Here is an 18638-nt window from a genome sequence, read left to right as displayed (position 1 = left end):
ATGAGTGCTCTTTGAAGGTCCCAGGGAGATTACCTGGTAGATAGGCTCTAGGTGGAAGCGCAGTAATGTGTGGAGCCGAGGAGTACTAATTGACCGTAAACTTCTTTCCCCTGCCTCTGGTGGCTTGTGCAGCTTTCAGGGTGCTGTACCCTGGTGTCTATGGTGCCGTGGAACCACGCTGACCCATCCCGAACTCAGTTGTGAAACGCGGTGACGGCGACAATACTGTGGGGGTGACTCTGCGGGAAGATAGCACGATGCCAGGCAATGCTCACCCTGTCGGAGGCGAAAATATGACCAGGAGAACCCTGGAGGGTACCAAAAGAAAAAGACTGCGAGTCTCGGGATTTAGGGCGAGAATGTCCACCCCAGCGGGCAGAAAAGTCATCAAAGCCAGACGAAAAAAACAAAGACTGAGACTAATACCTGCATAGTTGCTGCCCAAGGCTAATAGACTGAGAAACCGATCGGATTTTGCCCAAATTCTATCTGAGGGAGTGTACTTGAGGGGCAGAGTGGTTGGTATAAAATTTTTATGTTCCTCCACTCCTGGGGAAGCGCCCAAAATAGGTTTAGTAGTTTCTAAGAAGTTTAGTAAGCGTGCAACTGATCGCAACCTTGTTAAGCGTCGATTACGGTCAATGCTACGTGAGATGATTCCCCGTTTGGCAGAAGGTGTCAAGCTTGTGGTTATCGTTTCCCGACCTGAGATAGACGTGAGCTTTGAGGGTTTACGCCATGATTTATTAGAATTACTGAAGAAGGCTAGCATTTTTTATGGCAATTAAAGAGGAAATCTTCTACGATGGCGCGCCCCACTGGGGAGATTTAATTCTTAATTTGATTCTGTCTGTGTTCGTTGTCACTATCCCCATCACGATCGGAGCAGTTATCCGTGCTCTATGGGTTAGGTATCTGATTACTGATCGGCGTATCTCTGTCACTGGCGGTTGGATGGGGCAAAGGAGAACTGATGTCATCTATGGTGAAATAGTGAATGTCGCATCGGTACCTAGAGGATTTGGTTGGGGAGATATTGTGGTAACCCTGCGGGATGGTTCTAGATTGGAGTTGCGTTCCTTGCCTAACTTTAGAGACATACGTGATTTGATTGAGAGTAAAATGAGCACTGAGGCAAAACAGAGAACAGGTAGGTCAGCTCGTGCGAAATCAGCGTAGAATGTTCTACGGAGGCTTAGTGGGTTAGTTGCATGGATTTTGGCGTTAGCTTTATCTCAAACAATATCATGTTGCCAATCCTGGACTTTTTCTACGGGATTGTGCCCAGTTATGGTTTTGCCATTGTGGCTCTAACCTTGGTAGTCCGCTTGGCACTTTTTCCTGTGAGTGCTGACCAATTACGGACAATGCGACGCATGAAGATAGCTAATCCTATCATGCAACAGCGAATTAAAGCAGTGCAGGAGCGCTACAAGAATGACCCAGCTAAACAGCAGGAGGAGTTGGCTAAAGTCAATAGTCAAAATATTCAGGAATTTGGCAATCCACTGGCTGGCTGCCTGCCTGCTTTATTGCAGATGCCGATTCTGTTTGCTCTGTTTGCGACCCTGCGAGGTTCTCCGTTTACAGATATTAACTACACGATCAATTTTCAAATCTTGCCCCCGACCCAAGCAGTGGAGGTGCAGCACCAGACATTTACTACTCCCCCTCAGAATGTCTTTTTCGCGGAGCGTAACCATCGACCTGTGAAAGCCTTGGTGACTGAGGGTACGAAATTGGCAGTCGGGGAAACAACGGCCATCAAGTTGGTCACCGAGGACAATCATCCCTTCGCTGAGTTGGCTAAGGATATGCAGTTGAAGTGGCAGGTTACAAAGGGAGCAGATAAGGTAGAATTGTCGGAGCAGGGAGTAGTCAAGGCAGTTGCACCTGGAGAAGCGACTGTGCAGATTACGGTACCGGGCATAGCATCTCAAAAGGGGTTCCTGTTTATTAAGGCTCTGGGTAAGGTAGGTGTGACTAACTCGGATGGCTCAATTAACTGGGATATTTTGGCGATGGTTATCGGCTTTGGTCTGAGTCTGTACATCAACCAAATGATCACAGGGGGAACGCAACAGGAAGACGATTCCCAACAGACTGCTAACCGATTGACTCCTATCATTTTTTCAGGCATGTTTTTGTTCTTCCCTCTACCAGCAGGGGTGCTGTTGTATATGCTTGTAGCAAATATCTTTCAAACTTTTCAGTCCTACCTCGTTTCCCGTGAACCTCTCCCCGAAAATCTGCAAAAGTTAGTTGCGGTATCATCTCCTGCTGGTAAAGCTACCTTGGATTTTGAGCCGAAGAGTAAGAAGAAAAAACAAACATGACGATCGTAGAATGGTTGCAAGAGCTATTGCGATTGATGGGGTTTACATCGGCACGGGTTAAGGAAGCTGATACGGATAAGTTGGGCAATCGCTGGTTGGTCATCGATCGTCATAGTGTGACTGATGTAGAGGCAAGCTATCTGATTGGTGACGGCGGTAGCGGTTTGGATGCACTGCAGACACTGGTCAATTTGGTTTTCAATCAGGGACACACCTATATTGTGGAGCTAGACGGCTTTCGTCAACAGCAACTGACAGTTCTTGAGGATATGGCAAAACAAGCCCTTGCCTATGTCAGAGCTAGCAATGGCTCTTACACGATCAGTCGTCTGTCTCCTGCTGCTAGACGCTATATCCATTTGTTGTTAAAGGAATATAGTGATGTGGAGACTTTCAGTGAAGGAGAAGAACCTAACCGTCAGTTAATTGTGCGATGGGTGGGGGTCAAGGATGCTTAGGGAAATTTATATTCCTGACCTATTGCGCCTGGAGCACCAAACTTTGCGGGTAGATTTTTGTGAATTTTTGCCTGACCTGGAAACTTTAGTCCCTGTCCAGGGTTCTGCCTCTGTTTATCATGGTGGCTCTTTTCTGGAGGTAGTAATCAAAGCAAAAACGATCGTTACTCTCACTTGCGACCGCACTCTGGTACAGTTTAACCATAGACTGACAGTGGACAGCAGAGATATTGTACCCCTTGCCTACCCTACACCGCTGCCTAGAGAACTAGAACTGACAGTGGACGAGCTCACAGAATCCTATCCCCCAGATGGTTTCTTCCCATTGCCTGTGTGGATTTATGAGCAATTGTGTCTAGCGATTCCCTTTCCCGCTATTGCCCCTGATGCTCCTGCCTGGCAAAGTCCTGCGCTAGAGGAGAGTGTTGACCATCGCTGGGATGTTTTGCGCAATTTAAGACTGACGGAATAGGTAGGGGATGACTTCATCTTGGCGGGAGTGGAGATATTTAGCAAATCGCCGTGCTAGAGGGGGCACAAATACGAAAGGGCTGGTAAAACCACTGAAAATCCACCAATAGTCATTGATTTGACCGATAAGGGGAAGGTTACCTTCACTAAAAGCTACGAGACAATGATGCCAAATCCCTGGTAAGTCTGCCAAAGAGGGCAAGAAATGACGGATACCCGAGCGGATTTCTCCTTCTGTTGTTGGCTCTGGGATATAAGCGGGGTTAGGATGGAGGCGGCTAATTTGCCCTAAGCGCATTCTGCCATCCAGAAGGGGAGCACCGCCAATGTCAAAGGAGGGATAGAGAATCTCGCTTTGGTCTTCTGCCCAGGCTTCCCGTTGCATTGCACCTTGGAACTCAACCTCCAGGCGTTTGAGATTGGCAGGCATGACAAAAGTGCGCAAACATAACTCGCTAGGTTCTGTCTCAATTAAGTCGGCATGGGTGAAAAAGATAGGTACCTCTAACCCCGATTGCCTTAACAATCTCCGACTCATGCCCCCCGCACAGACGATTACCCCTGCACAGCCCAGGTCACGGCGATGAGTTTTTACCCCCTGCTCCAGTAACTGCAAGACTTCTTCATAGATGACAGTGCCCCCTAGGTTGAGGAAGGCTTCTAAGTAGGCTCTGACCAGACTTTCGGGATCAGCCTGGGCGTGGTCAAATACTAATGCACCCTGTATGGCTTGGGGATTGAGGAGAGGCTCTAGCTCCTGGGCTTCTGCTGGGGTTACCCATTGGGGCTGGTGGAGGCAAATACTGTAAATCTTTTCCAGGAATTCCCGGTCCTCTTCAGGCTGTACCGTCAGTATGAGCTTGAGCCAGCGAAAACCTATATCCTGTCCCAGCTCCTCCCCTAGAGTGGGATAACGCTCGATCGCTTCTTGACAGAGTTGTTGCAATAGGGGAGTAGTACCACTCCAGTAGGGAATGCCGCCATAACTGAAACGGGTCGCATTGGCAGGATTAGGAAACCGATCGATAATTGCCACCCTAAATCCCAGCTTTTGCAACTCATACCCTAGAGCTGCTCCCGTAATCCCCGCCCCACAGATTAACCAGTCGTACATAGTCAGGGATTATTCTCCATCGAGGCTTTCGCTAATTTTACTGCCACAACAAAGCAACCAATAGAAACAGGCAGGCTACCTACTAGGATGCTCCAGGTAATTTGTGCTCCCCAATCAGGGGCACCCGATGAGAGTTCATAGATGCAACCCACAAAAGCAATGGCTGCCACGATCGCTACTACTAAAAACAGTTGCGCTTTGATATAGGTACTGTTCATATAACTAAAGGATAGGACATAGTTTTCACGAATTCAAAGGGACCAACGATCGATCCCCACAACCTTTGATTAGTTATAGGGTCATAGCCTCTATCTAAACTGGTGTAGCGATTATGGCTAATTTCAAATTCATTCTCCAAGTAAGATTCCTTACCATCCCTGACGACAATACATTTTTTACCAGGCTCAATTTTGCCGTAGAAAGTACCCCGATCGGTCTTAATTACTTTTACACTGCAACCAGGTAGTTTTTCCACCCCACTAAAGGTAAGAGATGCTAATTTTTCAGGATTGCGGGCAGCACCAACAAAACTACGGGCATCTAGCAATTTGTAATTATCGAGGGCAATGTGATCCCCCTGCCAATAGAGATGGAATACTGCTGTGCGATAGGGCTGATGGAGAGCATAATTGTAGGCCTGTTCAATATACAACCACTGTCCCACCTGCGGAAAGCTAGAGTGATAAAAGGGGCGGATAGCAACCCGAATATGGGCAAAGAAAGGCGGATTTTCTACTGCTTGATCCAGATTACTAAAATCGCCGCCCATCCACTCTGCCAATAAGTTAACATCACTGGCTTGCATGGTTTCCCTAGTACCTGACATGATAGTAAGCTGCGGCAGAAATTACGGGAACTTCAGGATATTTACCCTGTACAATCATAAACCAAGAATAGGCAACTATAGCCACTGTACCTAAAAATAACGTGGAAAAGATAGTGGATATGAGCAACGAACCGATCGTGTTACTCAATAGTTGCCCACCACTAATGCCTAATAATTGAAAAAGGAGTGACATAATACTCAAACCTAGATCGACTAATAGGGCTTGCATCGTATTAAAGCGGAGAAAGTGGCTCAGTTGGGAATTCCGTACCACCAAAGCATAGAGCATAAAAAACATGACCAATCCTGGGATACCGTGAGCCAGGGGGGCGATAGGAATTAACAGTACTAATAAAAAACTTAAAAGTGGAAACTGAGTAAAAATGTATACACCAAAAATTGTACTGACTACCAGAGGTAACAGGTAGGGTAAGCAAGCTAAAAAACGTTCCTGGGGATTAGTGTAGCCCCGCCAACTCATGCCACTACTCCTTATCTCCCTCTATTCTAGAACCAATTACCGCTCTTAAGTCAGTGAAATGATGGCGCACCATCCGATGGGTAATTCCCTGTAAAATCTCCCTAATTAAACCAGGACCGCGATAAACCAGACCAGTATAAACCTGCAGAAGGGAAGCTCCTGCTCTCAATTTCTCCCAGGCATCCTCGGCTGAGCTAATTCCACCCACACCAATAATTGGTAACTTGCCTTGGCTGTAGCGATAGATTAGACGAATTACTGCCGTTGATCTACTACGTAGAGGTGCACCACTGATACCGCCAGGTTCATAAATGTATTTTTGCTGACGCAGATTGTCCCTAGCAGTTGTCGTATTGGTGGCAATGATACCAGATACCCCCCTCGCCAGACATAAATCCACGATTCCTAAAATATCTGTATCAGCTAAGTCGGGCGCAATTTTTACTAGCAAAGGTTTGCCATTTGTATTAGCAGCCATCAAAGTTGTCAGGATACAATCGAGATGCTTGACTGCCTGTAAATCCCGCAAATTAGGCGTGTTGGGAGAACTGACATTAATTACAAAATAATCTCCCTTGTCTTTTAACAGACTAAAACTAGTGAGGTAATCCTGTGCCGCCCCCTCGATCGGTGTCTCTTTTTGTTTACCTAAATTAATCCCTACAGGAAAATTTACTTTACCTATTCTCTCACTAATAGCGAATGCCCCTGCATTATTAAAACCCATGCGGTTCAAAATCCCCTCATCCTCTGGCAATCGAAATAAGCGGGGTCGCGGATTACCAGCCTGGGGTAGAGGAGTAATTGTCCCTACTTCTGCAAAACCAAACCCAATCGCCTCCCACAGGGATAATAACTCAGCATTTTTGTCAAACCCTGCTGCCAACCCCAAAGGATTCCTAAACTTAATCCCCATTACTTCTTGCTGTAAACAGGGATGGTCATAGGCAAACCAAGCCGCTAAACGATCGCGCCAAAACTGCGACCTACAGATGCTCCTGCCAATAGTTATAGTTAGTTGATGGGCTTGTTCAGGGTCAATTGTAAACAGAAGGGGGCGCAGAAAAGATTGATACATATCCTAGAAATAGGTACGAATTAAGTAACTGACCAATGTCCATAACTCAAAACCAATAAAAGCCACCAGCAGGAAGAACAAGACCAAGTTCAACAATTGTTTGAGTTTTGCCACAATCACTACTCCATTGTTAACTGTCCTATCCTATGCCAGAGGCGAAGCAAATAGCTTGAGTTAAAATACTTATATCTGGTACACTTAAAAAAAGCAATACCCAGGAGGAAGCCAGATGCGCGTTGCGGTATTCAATACCAAGTCCTACGATCGGGAATTTCTCACCAGAGCCAATGAAAAATATCACCATGACCTGCATTTCTTCCCTTTTCACCTAACTATAGACACAGTCTCCCTCGCTGCTGGTTTCCCTGCTGTTTGTGTGTTTATTAACGACTATCTCACTGCGGAGATTATTCAGCAACTGGCAGAACATGGCACCAGATTAATTGCTACCCGATCGGCGGGTTTTAATCACATTGATTTAGTGGCTGCCAAAGAATGTGGTGTTACAGTAGTACGAGTACCTGCGTATTCTCCTTACGCTGTCGCAGAACATGCGGTAGGTTTAATCTTAATGCTTAATCGTAAATTACACAAAGCCTATAATCGTGTACGGGATGATAATTTTTCCTTGGAAGGATTGCTGGGTTTTGATCTCCATGGTTCCACTGTTGGCATTATTGGCACGGGCACGATCGGTTTATGTTTTGCCCGCATTATGCATGGATTTGGCTGTAAATTGTTGGCTTATGACGTACAGAAAAATCCTGCCTGTCTGGAACTGGGCGTAGAATATTTACCCCTCACGGAGGTTTTTACTTACTCTGATATTGTCTCTCTCCATTGTCCTTTACTACCGGAAACTTATCATTTAGTTAACAGTGAAACCTTACAACATTTCAAACCAGGAGCAATGTTAATTAATACTAGCAGGGGTGGGCTAATTGATACTAAGGCAGTAATTGAAGCAATTAAGTCAGGACGGATTGGTTATTTAGGTATTGATGTGTACGAACAGGAGGAAAATCTATTCTTTGAAGACTTATCGGACACCGTGATTCAGGATGATGTATTTCAATTATTACAATCTTTCCCCAATGTAGTAATCACCGCCCATCAAGCTTTTTTCACCCGTAATGCTCTGACCAATATTGCTGAAACTACACTCAGTAACATTAAGGAAATTGAGGAAGGTAGGGAGTGTAAAAATGTGATTACTGCTAGATAATATCTCTATTATGGCGATATTGGGTAGGGGTAGTACCAACAAGCTTTTTGAAGTGTTTATTAAGTAAACTCTGACTACTAAAGCCACAGCTAATAGCAATGTCGTTGACACTCATCTGGGGAGATTGTCGTAGCAATTGCTTGGCTTTTTTAATGCGCATTTGTAGTAAGAACTGGTGGGGAGAAACACCAATTTCTTGATGAAAAACTCGACAAAAATAGGAACTGTTCATCTGCATTAACTGCGCCATCTCCCCTAATTTTATATCCCTATCGATATGGTTCTCTAAATATTGCACTAGTTTAGCAAATCTGCCATAACTATAAATATCTTTTGGCTCTGTGGTGCGGTATTTTTGCAAAGCTACAGCGATCGTGGCTAAAAGTTGTTCTGGACGAAAGGGCTTGGTAATAAATCCTTCTGGTTTAGTTTTAGCTGCCCGGGCAACTGTTTCTTCATCAGTATTACCTGTGACATAAATAAACGGAATGTTGTAAAACAGTTTCAGATATTCTCCTACCTCAACGCCATCAACTTCCCCGACCAGCCGGATGTCTAGTAAAACTAGATCGGGACTTAACTCAGGAATCTTTTCGATTGCCTGCTGACCACTGGCAAAGGAGCCACAAACCTCATAACCCCCCTCTACGAGAATTTCTGTTAGATCGCGGACAAAAATGCGCTGGTCTTCTACAATTAGAATTTGGGGCTTTTGCTCTTCCATAGACCCTGAGACAGTCTAAATCAATATTATAACTCCTCAAGATAGCACAATCTGTAAACATTCTGGATATAATCTATAGTAATCCCAGATAAGAATAAAGTTTAGTAATTTGGTAAAAATTTTGGTCAAGTAGAAGTTAACGTCTGTCAGCAGGGGGGAGCTAGGCATATTGTTTTCCTTGAGAGCAGCTTACTGCCCTTTCTTGTCCTTAAGGTTGAACTTTCGATCGCGGCTTTTATTTGCCATCCCTGGAGACAGTTCTACACTCTTACTTTTCCGTCCAGACTAAATTCGTAACTACACAGTCCAATTTACCAAAAATTAAACCTAGACCTAGTCTGCCTTCTGCCAAATTTGGAGAACGACACCAAGCATCAACAAACAACCGTAAACTTCTTGGTGCATACTGCTGCCATTTTCAGGGAGTAGCTCTAAATTTGACCTAGTCCATAACTGGGATGCTAGTTTTAGGATGGGGAGATATACAATCCTAGGTAACATGCAGAGGAGCGAACAAGCAAGAACTGCAGTGGACATCGGTTGCGTAAAATTGCCCTATGCTATCTAAACCTCACAATCAATTTACTCTACTGCCTTGGTTCTTCCTTTTTCCAGGACTATTTTTACTATTTACTTTTGTTTTCTTGCCTATTTTATCTGTTTTGTTTCTCAGTGTAACAACTGGACATTTGACCCGATCGGGCGTCAGCTGGGTAGGATTGCGGCATTACCTGAACTTGCTCAGCGACCCTGATTTCTGGCAGGTTTTGGGCAATACGGTCTATTTCACCGTAGCAACAGTGATTCCCAGTGTGGTAATCCCTCTAGGGTTAGCAGTGGCCCTCGATCAAGCTATTCCAGGGCGGGGAATTTTGCGGACGCTCTACTTCTTACCAGCGGTGATTTCGATCGTGGCGGCAGGGTTGGGTTGGCGGTGGTTACTACAACCGCAAGGATTTTTTGGTGATATTAATTGGCTAGGTGACCCCCGCTTGGCAATGGTGGCATTAATTCTGTTGAGTATTTGGAAACAATTAGGCTTCAATATGGTGGTCTTTTTGGCAGGATTACAGGCAATTCCCCATACGCTTTATGAAGCGGCAATCATTGATGGCGCTAATAGTTGGCAGTTGTTCCGTTATATCACTTTGCCTGGTCTTCGTCCTACCACAATCTTTGTGATTATTGCCACTACTATCTTTACATTCCGCAGTTTTGAACAAGTGTATGTCCTCACAGGAGGGGGTCCCCTCAACAGTACCAATATCCTGGTCTACTACATTTATGAACAAGCCTTTAGCTTCTTTGATTTTGGCTACGGCGCAGCATTAACGATCGTGCTTTTAGTCATAGTAATGGGGTTAGTCTATTGGCAATGGCGGACTTGGCAGGGGAGTAATTAGTTGTAATTGTCTTGCAGTTGCGCACTGATCTCTGCTAGGGGTAGGACAGGGGGAAAAACACCCTCCTGTTTCACTTGTTGGATAAAACTTTCCGCTAAATTCCAGCGCATTACTTTCCCCAGAGCACGTAAAATATCCCCCCGATCGATTACCCCTGCTACTGACCCCACAGGGGATAAAACTGCTACCCACTTCAGTTTATTTGCTTCTAAGGTGTTGATGATTTGATTTAGAGACATGGACAGATCAACAGTAACTAGAGATTTGAGGGGAGTGGCAATAGATTCGACAGTTTCCTCTGACCACCGATCGGTAGGAATCTGACTTAACTTTTGGGGATCAATCCAGCCCCTGTCCCTGCCATCAGTGGTAGCAAAATACAAAGGACGAATGTTTGATTGCTCCTTTAGTAGGTAATTGTCAGCAAATTCTCTTAGGGTAGTTCCACCATCTACTAAGCGAAAATCCCTGGTCATCGTCACTTCTGCTGTCGTCTTAGTTAGGGCAAATTGTAATTCCGTCAGGCGCAGGGTTTGAGTTGCTTCTGATAAAAACATCCAGCCAATCAATATCAGTAATACGCCACCAAAGCTACCGAGAGAAATTACTACTAGCACTCCATAGATGATGATGATCCAGCCCAGAAATTGACCCGATCGGGCTGCTGTCACTGTACCCTGATACTTACTGCGATAAAGCCACCATAGCAAAGCTCTTAATAACCTACCACCGTCGAGGGGTAAACCGGGGAAAATATTTATGACCGCTACAAACAGATTCAAGCTTGCTACACGGTACAACACGATTGCCGTTGCTACAATGAAAGAATTTTGACTATCAAGGAGTTTGCCTATGCCTTCTTTGTTAACTAAACTAGGAAAATGTGACCCCACTAATGCATAGACAAGACTAAGACCAACAAAGGACAAAATTAAATTGGTTAGGGGTCCTGCTCCCGCTACTAAAGCTTCTGTCAAAGGCGTTTTGGGTTCCCGCTCCAAAGACGATAGACCACCAAAGAAATGGAGAACAACAAAATTAACTTTGATGCCCGATCGCTGAGCCACTATGCTGTGGGCTAATTCGTGTAATAAAATAGAGGCAAAATACAGCAAACCAACCCCTAAACCAATACCTAAGGACCACTGGGGCAGAGAATCTTTATAGAAATTGTTAAAGCCGAGGGCAAACAAAAAAATAATCAATAACCAGCTGGGGTCAACTAAAACTGGAATCCCACTAATCCTGCCAATTTGCCAACCCCGCCGACTATTTTCCATAAAACCGCACCATTGCCTGGGTGCCCTGCTCTGCTCCGTCTGCTAGATGACAAACATGCTCAAACAGGGTAGTCACTAAGTCTGTACCTGGTAAATGTAAATCCCCCTTTGCCTCTGCTACCAAGTGCAAATCTTTCAGCATATGTTTAATCATGAAGCCAGGGGCAAAATCTCCCGTTGCCACTTTCATACCCAGATTGGTCAATGCCCAAGAAGCGGCTGCCCCACTGCCACATACTTCTACTACTAGTTCGGGGGAAATATTTAATTTCTGGGCTAGGGTCATTGCCTCACAAATTCCCATCATGTAGTGGGAAACTAGGACTTGATTGCACAATTTTACTGCCTGACCTGACCCCACTGCGCCACAATAAAATATGTTTTTCCCCATGACCTGCAGCAAGGGTAGAATCCGCTCATAGGTCTCTGGTTTGCCCCCCACCATGAAAGTCAGTGTCCCCTCTTGGGCACCAATATCTCCCCCCGATACAGGCGCATCACAAAATTCCAAGTCATAAGTGGCTAGCTCAGCAGCAATTTTCTGAGCAGCAGGAACACCGATCGTACTGCAATCTACAACTACACCCCCTGGGGACAGATGGTCTACCACATGGGGAAATAACACCTGCTCCACATCCGCCCCGTCTCCCACACAGATAAACACGATTTCCGCCTTGTTGACTGCTGTAGGGATGGAGTCACACCAAATTGCCCCCCGATCGGTAGCCCGTTTGATTTCTGGTCGCTGGGGATTGCGATTCCACACATAAACCCGATAGCCCCCCTGGGCTAAGTTGCCTGCCATGGCGCTACCCATGACTCCCATGCCTAAAAATGCTACCGTCTGCACTATCTCTCCCCCCCCTTCTCCTCTATCATAGCCCTGGTAAAAACAAACTGGCAATAAACAGGGGATAACTGGCTAGCAAAATAAAGCCACCAAACCGATCGATTTTCTTTTTCCTTGCCGCTAGCACCAACACCAGAACCAGGCAGGCAAGCATCACCACCCCAGGGCGATGTAACAAGCTACCTTCTTCAATCTGCAAGGGTCGTAACAAAGAGGCTAAACCTACTGTCATGGTTGTGTTATAGGCAAATGACCCCACTACCCCGGCAATTACCACATCCGTTGCTCCTTGGCGGGCGGCTGACCAACAGAGGACTACCAATTCAAAGGCAGTGGCAAATCCTACTAAACTCAGAGAAATTAGAGCCTGGGTAGATTCTATAGGAGCAATTCTGCGCACAGCTTCCACTAATAAAACAGAACCGATCGTCATGCCTGCCAAACCACCAAACACATAAATCATCTCTTTTGTAATTTCTATCTTTTCCTCTGCTTCCTCTTCTTCCAAAAACTCTTCTACTTCCCCCAATGCTGGCGGTTCTTTTTCTTGCCACCAAATCAAACCCACATACAAGATATAAGAAAGCACTAACAGAAAACCTTCCAGACGAGTAACAACACCATCCCAAATGAAAAAGACACCGATCGTGCTGATAGGCAAAGCCAGCAGACCATAAAGCCACACTTTCCTGCTAAAAGGCAAAGGCGACCAGACCGCTCCCACTCCCAAAGCTACCAGACAAATAGCGATATTAGCCCCGATCGCGTCTCCTAGGGCAATGGCTGGCGCTCCCTTAACAGCTGCGGTAATTGCTGTCGCTAATTCCTCTGGTTCTGCCCCCGCCAAAAGCAGTGCTAAAGCGAAACCACTCACCCCCAAACCCAAGGCAGCTTTCCCGATATGCTGAGCAAAAGTTTCTGCCCCCCATACGATCAAACCCACCCCTGGGATGATCAACAAACTCCATAACCAATCAAATGACATAATCTAAGGGAAAAGAACGCTCATCTTTGGAAGTAATATACACAGTCTGTCCTACAGTCAAAGCTAAATCAGCAAATTGATCCCGCGACAGGTGTGCCATTAAAGTTTGTCCGTCATCTAACAAAAGCTCCACCTGTACTTCCCAACCCAGATTGATAATACGCTTCACCCGCCCCCGATCGATGGTCATAACAGGCTCTTGGGGTGGACTCAGAGTAATGATAATATCTTGCGGACGGATGAACACTTGTTCCTTCTGTCTTTGCATGACATTCACAGGACCAATAAACTGCATGACAAAAGGAGTGGCAGGATTGTCATAGATTTCCGCTGGTGTGCCTTCCTGTTCTACTCTACCTTTGTTCATCACCACAATATGATCAGCGATTTCCATTGCTTCTTCTTGGTCATGGGTGACAAACACCGTGGTCACATGCACTTCATCATGTAAACGCCGTAACCATTGCCGTAAGTCTTTTCTCACCTGGGCATCTAGGGCACTGAAGGGTTCATCTAACAGCAGAATTTTGGGTTCAACGGCTAGGGCACGGGCAAGGGCTACCCTTTGACGCTGTCCCCCCGATAGCTGATGGGGATACCGATCGCCTAATCCCCTGAGTTGTACTAGTTCTAGCAGGTCATCTACTCTGGCTTTAATTTGTTTTTTGGGCACCCGGCGAATGCGCAAGCCAAAACCAATGTTCTCCCTCACTGTCATGTGCTTAAACAGGGCGTAATGTTGAAAAACAAAACCAATGTTGCGGTCTTGTACCTGTTCATAGGTGCTGTCTTTCCCTGTAAGAAGAATCTGTCCTTCATCGGGTATTTCTAACCCTGCAATTAGGCGCAATAAAGTTGACTTACCTGACCCCGAAGGTCCCAATAGGGCAGCTAATCCACCCGCCTTGATCTCTAAACTAACCCGATCGACAGCCACAAAATCCCCAAAACGTTTGGAGACATTTTTTACAGAAATACCTAACTCCTGTTCCATACCCCTAGTGCATCCGTCTGTGGGAACTACCTGTTTTGCTGCCCAGCCATTCCTTCAGTATTAGTGTTACTAATGCTAGCATGGCGAGTACCAAAGAAGCAGCGAAAGCTTCTCCTGTTTGATAATTAGTGTAGACATCTTCAATAAAAAGAGGCAGGGTTTGTGTTTTGCCTAAAATATTGCCAGAAAGAACAGAAACAGCACCAAATTCTCCCATTGCCCGCGCATTAGTTAATAGTACTCCGTAGAGAATCCCCCACTTAATGTTAGGTACAGTCACTAACCAAAAAGTTTGCCAAGGGGATGCCCCCAGGGTTTTAGCTGCCTCTTCTTCTGCTGTCCCCACCTCTTCTAAAATCGGCATCACTTCCCGCGCTACAAAAGGTAAAGACACAAAAATAGTAGCTAAAACTATGCCTGGTAAATCAAACACTACGCCTATATTTAAACGATCGAGTACCGCCCCCAACCAACTATGCCGCCCGTAGAGTAGCACTAACATTAACCCCACCACTACAGGGGAGATGGAAAAGGGTAAGTCCAAAATCGTAATCACTAGAGCCCGACCAGGAAACCGTTGGCGAACCAATACCCAAGCGGTACAAAGCCCAAAAATTGTATTCAAAGGTACAGCAATTCCCGCTGTCGTTATAGTTAGTAAAACGGCACTACGAAAATTCCGATCGTGCCAGGTTTTGGCTAATACATCCCATCCCCCCCGCACTACTTCTGTGACCAAAGCAAAGAGGGGAATATAGATCATTACTGCCAAAAATAACAGGGCAATAGCTATGAGGAGAAACTCGATCGGTATTCTTTTAACTCTGGGCACTCCTGGTACTCCAATTCTGCAATAGATTGATGATCAATAGTAGGAAGATAGACAAAAATAGCATCATAATCCCAATTACTGTAGCCCCCGGGTAATCAAATTGTTCTAGGCGTTGAAAGATTAAAACGGAACTAACCATATCATCAAAGGGTAAATTAGCAGCAATGATAACCACCGAGCCAAATTCCCCCACCGCCCGTGAAAAAGCCAGCGCTACACCCGTGAGGATAGAAGGAATCAGAGAGGGGAAAATCACATACCAAAAGGTTGTAGCAGGGGATGCCCCCAAGCACCAAGCGGCTTCTTCTACTTCCTTTTCCAAATCTTCCAACACAGGTTGCAAAGTACGAATGACAAAGGGCAAACTGACAAAGGTCATGGCAATGAAAACACCTGGTCGCGCAAAAGCAATCCGCCATCCCTCTGCACCAAACAGACTCCCCAACAAGGAACCTGGGGCGAACAGACGACCAATGATGCCATTTTCACTGTAGACCGTTGTTAACACCACCCCTGCTACCGCTGTCGGCAAAGCAAAGGGAATATCAATAGAGGCATCTACTATCTTTTTGCCAGGAAAGTCATAGCGCACTAACACCCAAGCTACTAATGTCCCAAATATGCCGTTGCACACTGCTGACCCCAGCGCCAAACTAATGTTGATAGCATAGGTTGCCAGAGCCAGCTTACTGGTAGCGATCGACCAAAACCGATCGGGGGGCAAACTAAAACCTGTGACAAATAAAGTGAGAAGGGGCAAGCCCAACATGAGCACAAGGTAAACCACCATGACTACTGCTGGCGGCGAAATCCTGTTCCCCCAAACTTTCCTGTACAAACCCATGGGTTTATGGAATACTAAAAAACTTGCTGTCTGTCAAGCTAAAGCGGAACATCATGGGGCGGTGGCTAGTGTGTCTATTGTTGGGGGGCATTACTCTGTTACTGACGGGCTGTAGTGCAACAAAATCGACGGAACTAACTGTAGTAGCCTTTAGTAGCCCTGCCCTAGCTCTCCAACAAATTATCCCCCAATTTGAAAGGGAGTGGCAACAAAAAACAGGACAGACTGTGCGGATTTATCAAAGCTATGGGGCATCGGGCACCCAGACAAGGGCATTAATTGATGGACTGCCGGGGGATGTAGCTTATCTGGCAATTCCTATCGATGTGTATAACTTGCAGAAAGCAGGTCTAGTTAAACCTGGTTGGGAGCAAAAATTCCCCCATAATTCCACTGTCACCCGATCGGTAGTTGCTCTGGCGGTACGCCCCAACAATCCCCAAAATATCACTGACTGGGGAGACCTAACTCGCCCTGGGGTGAAGGTAATCACAGCTAATCCCAAAACTTCGGGAGTGGCAAGGTGGAATTTTCTCAGTTTACTGGCGGTGAGTAATTCCCTGGATTATGTAGCCCAAGTTTATCGCAACACCCCAATTCTGCCTAAAAATGCCCGCGAAGCCACTGATATATTCACTAAAAGAAAACAAGGAGATGTCTTACTCAATTATGAACATGAACTTGTCCTCGCCCGTTTGATGGGACAAAAAGTGGATTTTTTAGTTCCCCCTGTTAATTTCGCCATTGAACACCCTGTCGTAGTTATCGATCGCAATGTCGATCGCCATGGCAACAGAGCAGTGGCAGAAGCCTTTGTGCGCTACTTGTATAGCCCCCCCGCCCAACGGGAACTGGCCAAGATTGGTTTTCGCCCCACTAACCCTGCCGTGAGCAAGGAATTCCAATCCCAATTTGCCCCGATCGCTAAACTATTAACCATCCGAGACCTAGGCGGCTGGGAACGCGCCCAAACCGAATTCTTCCAAGATGGTGGGACATTCGATCGTATCCTGCAATCTCTTTCCTCTAGCCCCAATTAACTTGTGTCTGTTAATTCTTGTTAATAGATCAGGTGTGAACAATCCGTATCTGCAAAAATAAAAATAAACAAAAACTTGTACTTCCTTTGGGAGTGCAGGTCAGTTTTTATTGTTGCTTTTTAGAGATGAGATAATTATGAGTTTAACCACGTTCAATCATATTATGAGTTTGGGTGTGCCCGCTACTCCCACTTGGAGTTTTAAGGTTGCTTTAATCATGATCACTTGTAATCTGTTTGCCGTAGCGATCGGGCGTTATGCCATCCAACAAAAGGGAGTCAGTCCCGCTCTACCTTTTCCTTTGCCAGATATGTTCACGGGCTTCGGGACAGCGGAATTACTAGCAACCGCTAGCTTTGGTCATATCCTAGGCATTGGTATGATTTTGGGTCTGGCACAAGCGGGTGGTCTTTAGCTAAAAGAATAGCCCCCTCCTGGGGGCACTACTTCTCCTAGTTGGCACAAAATTACATCAAGCCCAGTTGGGACAAAATACCTTGACCAGTCAGGAACTCGGTAGCCAAACCAATGACGAAACCAAGCATAGCCAAACGGCCGTTCCAAGTTTCTGCAAAGGTGTTAAAGCCAAATTTGGGTTCGGTGTTTTGCATAGCCTTCCTCCTACGAGTGTGAAGTTTTGTTAACTACTAGTTACATAATATGCCAATTTGTAGCAGGGTGGGTCTTTCTGGGGAAGGAAATTAGAAGGGGGTTTTGACTTTGGGGTCTTTGTACTGCAGTTCGCGCAATTTGCGGAGGATGCGGGAGAAGTAGTCTTGGAGATAGTCTTCCAGGGTGGTGATGTCACTGAGGGGGATTTGGAATAGGTCACAGGTATCTGCCATAGGGGCATCGATGGGAATACCACCAGCCATCACTTCCACAAACGCCATCCGTTCTGCTACGCTCCAGGTCCATTCAAAGGCGAGGGCGAGCTTACGGACAAAGCGCAGTAAACCAATGGGCATACCGGCAGTGCGGGCAGTTTTGCCTGACAGCTTCTCACAGAGGGCAACGATCTCACTGGGGCACCAGGCCTTGACTCCCGCTAGGGCATAGCTCTGTCGCTTGGTTTCAGGGATGGTCAGGGCTTTGACGGCAAATTTAGCTACATCTTGGGTGTTCATGTAGGCGATGGGGCAGGATTCACCTGTAATCCAGATTGTCTCCCCCTCTAGGATGGGAATGGCATATTGTCCAATCAGTCCTTGCATGAAGCCGCAGGGTTTGAGAATGGTGTAATCGAGGTTTGTTTCTGCTAAAAATTGCTCTGTGCAGTACTTAATTTCCATGAGGGGGACTTGGCGGTATTTTTCCGCATGGAGAATGGAAAAGAAGACAAACTTAGCAACCTCTGCTCTCTCTGCTGCCTGGATGAGATGGACTTTGCCTTGCCAATCCACTTCTTTAATGCGCAAACTATCAGTGGGACGGGTGGTCGCTGCATCGACTACATGAGTTATGCCTGTTAAGGCTTTCTCGATCGTTTCCTTTTGGGTTAGATCTCCTACTACTAGTTCTGCTCCCCATTCTCGTAAAAACGTCGCTCGTTTGGGATTACGCACCAAGCATTTTACCTGTAACCCCTGATCGAGGGCATAGCGAACGACCTGCCTGCCCAATGTGCCCGTTGCACCCACGACCAGTAAATTCATATAGCCCCTTCCTATAGATGCCTAATATAAACAATTGTTAAT

At 46.0% G+C, this 18638-nt stretch carries 25 protein-coding genes and 2 rRNA genes; 13 read left to right on the top strand and 14 right to left on the bottom strand.

Annotated features, from left to right (window positions below; translation table 11 throughout):
* The 8 genes from NZM01_06240 to NZM01_06205 all read left to right on the top strand — a co-directional run.
* A 23S ribosomal RNA gene (locus NZM01_06240) occupies window positions 1-110 on the top strand; the annotation flags it as partial.
* A gap of 39 nt (window positions 111-149) precedes the next feature.
* A 5S ribosomal RNA gene (gene rrf, locus NZM01_06235) occupies window positions 150-266 on the top strand.
* A 27-nt stretch (window positions 267-293) separates the two neighbouring features.
* Window positions 294-434: a 50S ribosomal protein L34 gene (gene rpmH, locus NZM01_06230; protein ID MCS6959631.1), complete on the top strand. Its 141-nt coding sequence runs from the start codon at window positions 294-296 to the stop codon at window positions 432-434.
* A 63-nt stretch (window positions 435-497) separates the two neighbouring features.
* Window positions 498-788, top strand: coding sequence for a ribonuclease P protein component (rnpA, locus tag NZM01_06225; GenBank protein MCS6959630.1), 291 nt, complete (start codon window positions 498-500; stop codon window positions 786-788).
* Window positions 778-1179: a PH domain-containing protein gene (locus NZM01_06220; protein MCS6959629.1), complete on the top strand. Its 402-nt coding sequence runs from the start codon at window positions 778-780 to the stop codon at window positions 1177-1179. The genes rnpA and NZM01_06220 overlap by 11 nt, the downstream gene beginning before the upstream one ends.
* 32 nt (window positions 1180-1211) lie before the next feature.
* Complete coding sequence (gene yidC, locus NZM01_06215; GenBank protein ID MCS6959628.1) at window positions 1212-2336, top strand: membrane protein insertase YidC; 1125 nt, start codon at window positions 1212-1214, stop codon at window positions 2334-2336.
* The gene (locus NZM01_06210; GenBank protein ID MCS6959627.1) at window positions 2333-2794 is read left to right on the top strand and encodes an RNA-binding protein; all 462 of its coding nucleotides are present in this window, start codon (window positions 2333-2335) and stop codon (window positions 2792-2794) included. Before yidC ends, NZM01_06210 begins: the two co-directional genes overlap by 4 nt.
* A complete protein-coding gene (locus NZM01_06205; protein ID MCS6959626.1) occupies window positions 2787-3266 on the top strand; it encodes a YceD family protein in 480 nt (159 codons plus the stop codon). The genes NZM01_06210 and NZM01_06205 overlap by 8 nt, the downstream gene beginning before the upstream one ends.
* Here NZM01_06205 and NZM01_06200 read toward each other — a convergent pair.
* The 5 genes from NZM01_06200 to NZM01_06180 are packed head-to-tail and all read right to left on the bottom strand — an operon-like array spanning window position 3249 to window position 6764.
* Window positions 3249-4379, bottom strand: coding sequence for an FAD-binding oxidoreductase (locus NZM01_06200; GenBank protein ID MCS6959625.1), 1131 nt, complete (start codon window positions 4377-4379; stop codon window positions 3249-3251). The two genes, NZM01_06205 and NZM01_06200, sit on opposite strands and share 18 nt — an antisense overlap.
* A 2-nt stretch (window positions 4380-4381) precedes the next feature.
* Complete coding sequence (locus NZM01_06195; protein ID MCS6959624.1) at window positions 4382-4597, bottom strand: hypothetical protein; 216 nt, start codon at window positions 4595-4597, stop codon at window positions 4382-4384.
* Window positions 4594-5184: a chromophore lyase CpcT/CpeT gene (locus NZM01_06190; GenBank protein MCS6959623.1), complete on the bottom strand. Its 591-nt coding sequence runs from the start codon at window positions 5182-5184 to the stop codon at window positions 4594-4596. Before NZM01_06190 ends, NZM01_06195 begins: the two co-directional genes overlap by 4 nt.
* A gap of 7 nt (window positions 5185-5191) precedes the next feature.
* A complete protein-coding gene (locus tag NZM01_06185) occupies window positions 5192-5686 on the bottom strand; it encodes a hypothetical protein (protein ID MCS6959622.1) in 495 nt (164 codons plus the stop codon).
* A 4-nt stretch (window positions 5687-5690) separates the two neighbouring features.
* A complete protein-coding gene (locus NZM01_06180) occupies window positions 5691-6764 on the bottom strand; it encodes a quinone-dependent dihydroorotate dehydrogenase (GenBank protein ID MCS6959621.1) in 1074 nt (357 codons plus the stop codon).
* Between the two features lie 229 nt (window positions 6765-6993).
* Here NZM01_06180 and NZM01_06175 point away from each other — a divergent pair, with 229 nt between their 5' ends.
* Window positions 6994-7989, top strand: coding sequence for a 2-hydroxyacid dehydrogenase (locus NZM01_06175; GenBank protein ID MCS6959620.1), 996 nt, complete (start codon window positions 6994-6996; stop codon window positions 7987-7989).
* Here NZM01_06175 and NZM01_06170 read toward each other — a convergent pair.
* Entirely contained in the window at window positions 7982-8713 is a 732-nt protein-coding gene (locus NZM01_06170) for a response regulator transcription factor (GenBank protein MCS6959619.1), read from the bottom strand. The genes NZM01_06175 and NZM01_06170 overlap by 8 nt on opposite strands.
* Before the next feature lie 557 nt (window positions 8714-9270).
* Between NZM01_06170 and NZM01_06165 the strand changes: the two genes are divergently transcribed.
* A complete protein-coding gene (locus NZM01_06165) occupies window positions 9271-10116 on the top strand; it encodes a sugar ABC transporter permease (protein ID MCS6959618.1) in 846 nt (281 codons plus the stop codon).
* Here the strand turns inward: NZM01_06165 and NZM01_06160 are convergent.
* Genes NZM01_06160 through cysT form a run of 6 tightly spaced genes read right to left on the bottom strand, consistent with a single transcriptional unit; the run spans window position 10113 to window position 15847 of the window.
* Entirely contained in the window at window positions 10113-11396 is a 1284-nt protein-coding gene (locus tag NZM01_06160; GenBank protein ID MCS6959617.1) for a site-2 protease family protein, read from the bottom strand. The genes NZM01_06165 and NZM01_06160 overlap by 4 nt on opposite strands.
* Window positions 11386-12246 (bottom strand): NAD(P)-dependent oxidoreductase, encoded by an 861-nt coding sequence (locus NZM01_06155; GenBank protein ID MCS6959616.1) that lies wholly within the window; start codon window positions 12244-12246, stop codon window positions 11386-11388. Before NZM01_06155 ends, NZM01_06160 begins: the two co-directional genes overlap by 11 nt.
* Before the next feature lie 25 nt (window positions 12247-12271).
* The gene (locus tag NZM01_06150; protein ID MCS6959615.1) at window positions 12272-13231 is read right to left on the bottom strand and encodes a sodium:calcium antiporter; all 960 of its coding nucleotides are present in this window, start codon (window positions 13229-13231) and stop codon (window positions 12272-12274) included.
* Window positions 13221-14225 (bottom strand): TOBE-like domain-containing protein, encoded by a 1005-nt coding sequence (locus NZM01_06145; GenBank protein ID MCS6959614.1) that lies wholly within the window; start codon window positions 14223-14225, stop codon window positions 13221-13223. Before NZM01_06145 ends, NZM01_06150 begins: the two co-directional genes overlap by 11 nt.
* A gap of 4 nt (window positions 14226-14229) precedes the next feature.
* Complete coding sequence (cysW, locus tag NZM01_06140; protein ID MCS6959613.1) at window positions 14230-15057, bottom strand: sulfate ABC transporter permease subunit CysW; 828 nt, start codon at window positions 15055-15057, stop codon at window positions 14230-14232.
* Window positions 15044-15847 (bottom strand): sulfate ABC transporter permease subunit CysT, encoded by an 804-nt coding sequence (gene cysT, locus NZM01_06135; GenBank protein MCS6959612.1) that lies wholly within the window; start codon window positions 15845-15847, stop codon window positions 15044-15046. Before cysT ends, cysW begins: the two co-directional genes overlap by 14 nt.
* Here cysT and NZM01_06130 point away from each other — a divergent pair.
* The 3 genes from NZM01_06130 (at window position 15846) to psaK (ending at window position 17356) form a co-directional block, all read left to right on the top strand.
* Entirely contained in the window at window positions 15846-16016 is a 171-nt protein-coding gene (locus NZM01_06130) for a hypothetical protein (protein ID MCS6959611.1), read from the top strand. The two genes, cysT and NZM01_06130, sit on opposite strands and share 2 nt — an antisense overlap.
* Window positions 15955-16941, top strand: coding sequence for a sulfate ABC transporter substrate-binding protein (locus NZM01_06125; protein ID MCS6959610.1), 987 nt, complete (start codon window positions 15955-15957; stop codon window positions 16939-16941). Before NZM01_06130 ends, NZM01_06125 begins: the two co-directional genes overlap by 62 nt.
* A 136-nt stretch (window positions 16942-17077) precedes the next feature.
* Window positions 17078-17356, top strand: coding sequence for a photosystem I reaction center subunit PsaK (gene psaK / locus NZM01_06120; GenBank protein MCS6959609.1), 279 nt, complete (start codon window positions 17078-17080; stop codon window positions 17354-17356).
* A 52-nt stretch (window positions 17357-17408) separates the two neighbouring features.
* On the opposite strand, the gene NZM01_06115 is transcribed toward psaK, so the two are convergent.
* Window positions 17409-17552 carry a chlorophyll a/b-binding protein gene (locus tag NZM01_06115; GenBank protein ID MCS6959608.1) on the bottom strand — a complete coding sequence of 48 codons (144 nt, stop codon included), beginning with the start codon at window positions 17550-17552 and terminating at the stop codon, window positions 17409-17411.
* 90 nt (window positions 17553-17642) lie between these two features.
* The gene (locus NZM01_06110; protein MCS6959607.1) at window positions 17643-18596 is read right to left on the bottom strand and encodes an NAD(P)H-binding protein; all 954 of its coding nucleotides are present in this window, start codon (window positions 18594-18596) and stop codon (window positions 17643-17645) included.
* Window positions 18597-18638: the final 42 nt, after the last annotated feature.

It is taken from the genome of Pseudanabaenaceae cyanobacterium SKYG29 (assembly GCA_025055675.1).
Classification (GTDB): Bacteria; Cyanobacteriota; Cyanobacteriia; order Pseudanabaenales; family Pseudanabaenaceae; genus M5B4.
Note: the sequence above shows the minus strand (reverse complement) of the source record. Positions and strands in the feature narration are given on the sequence as shown.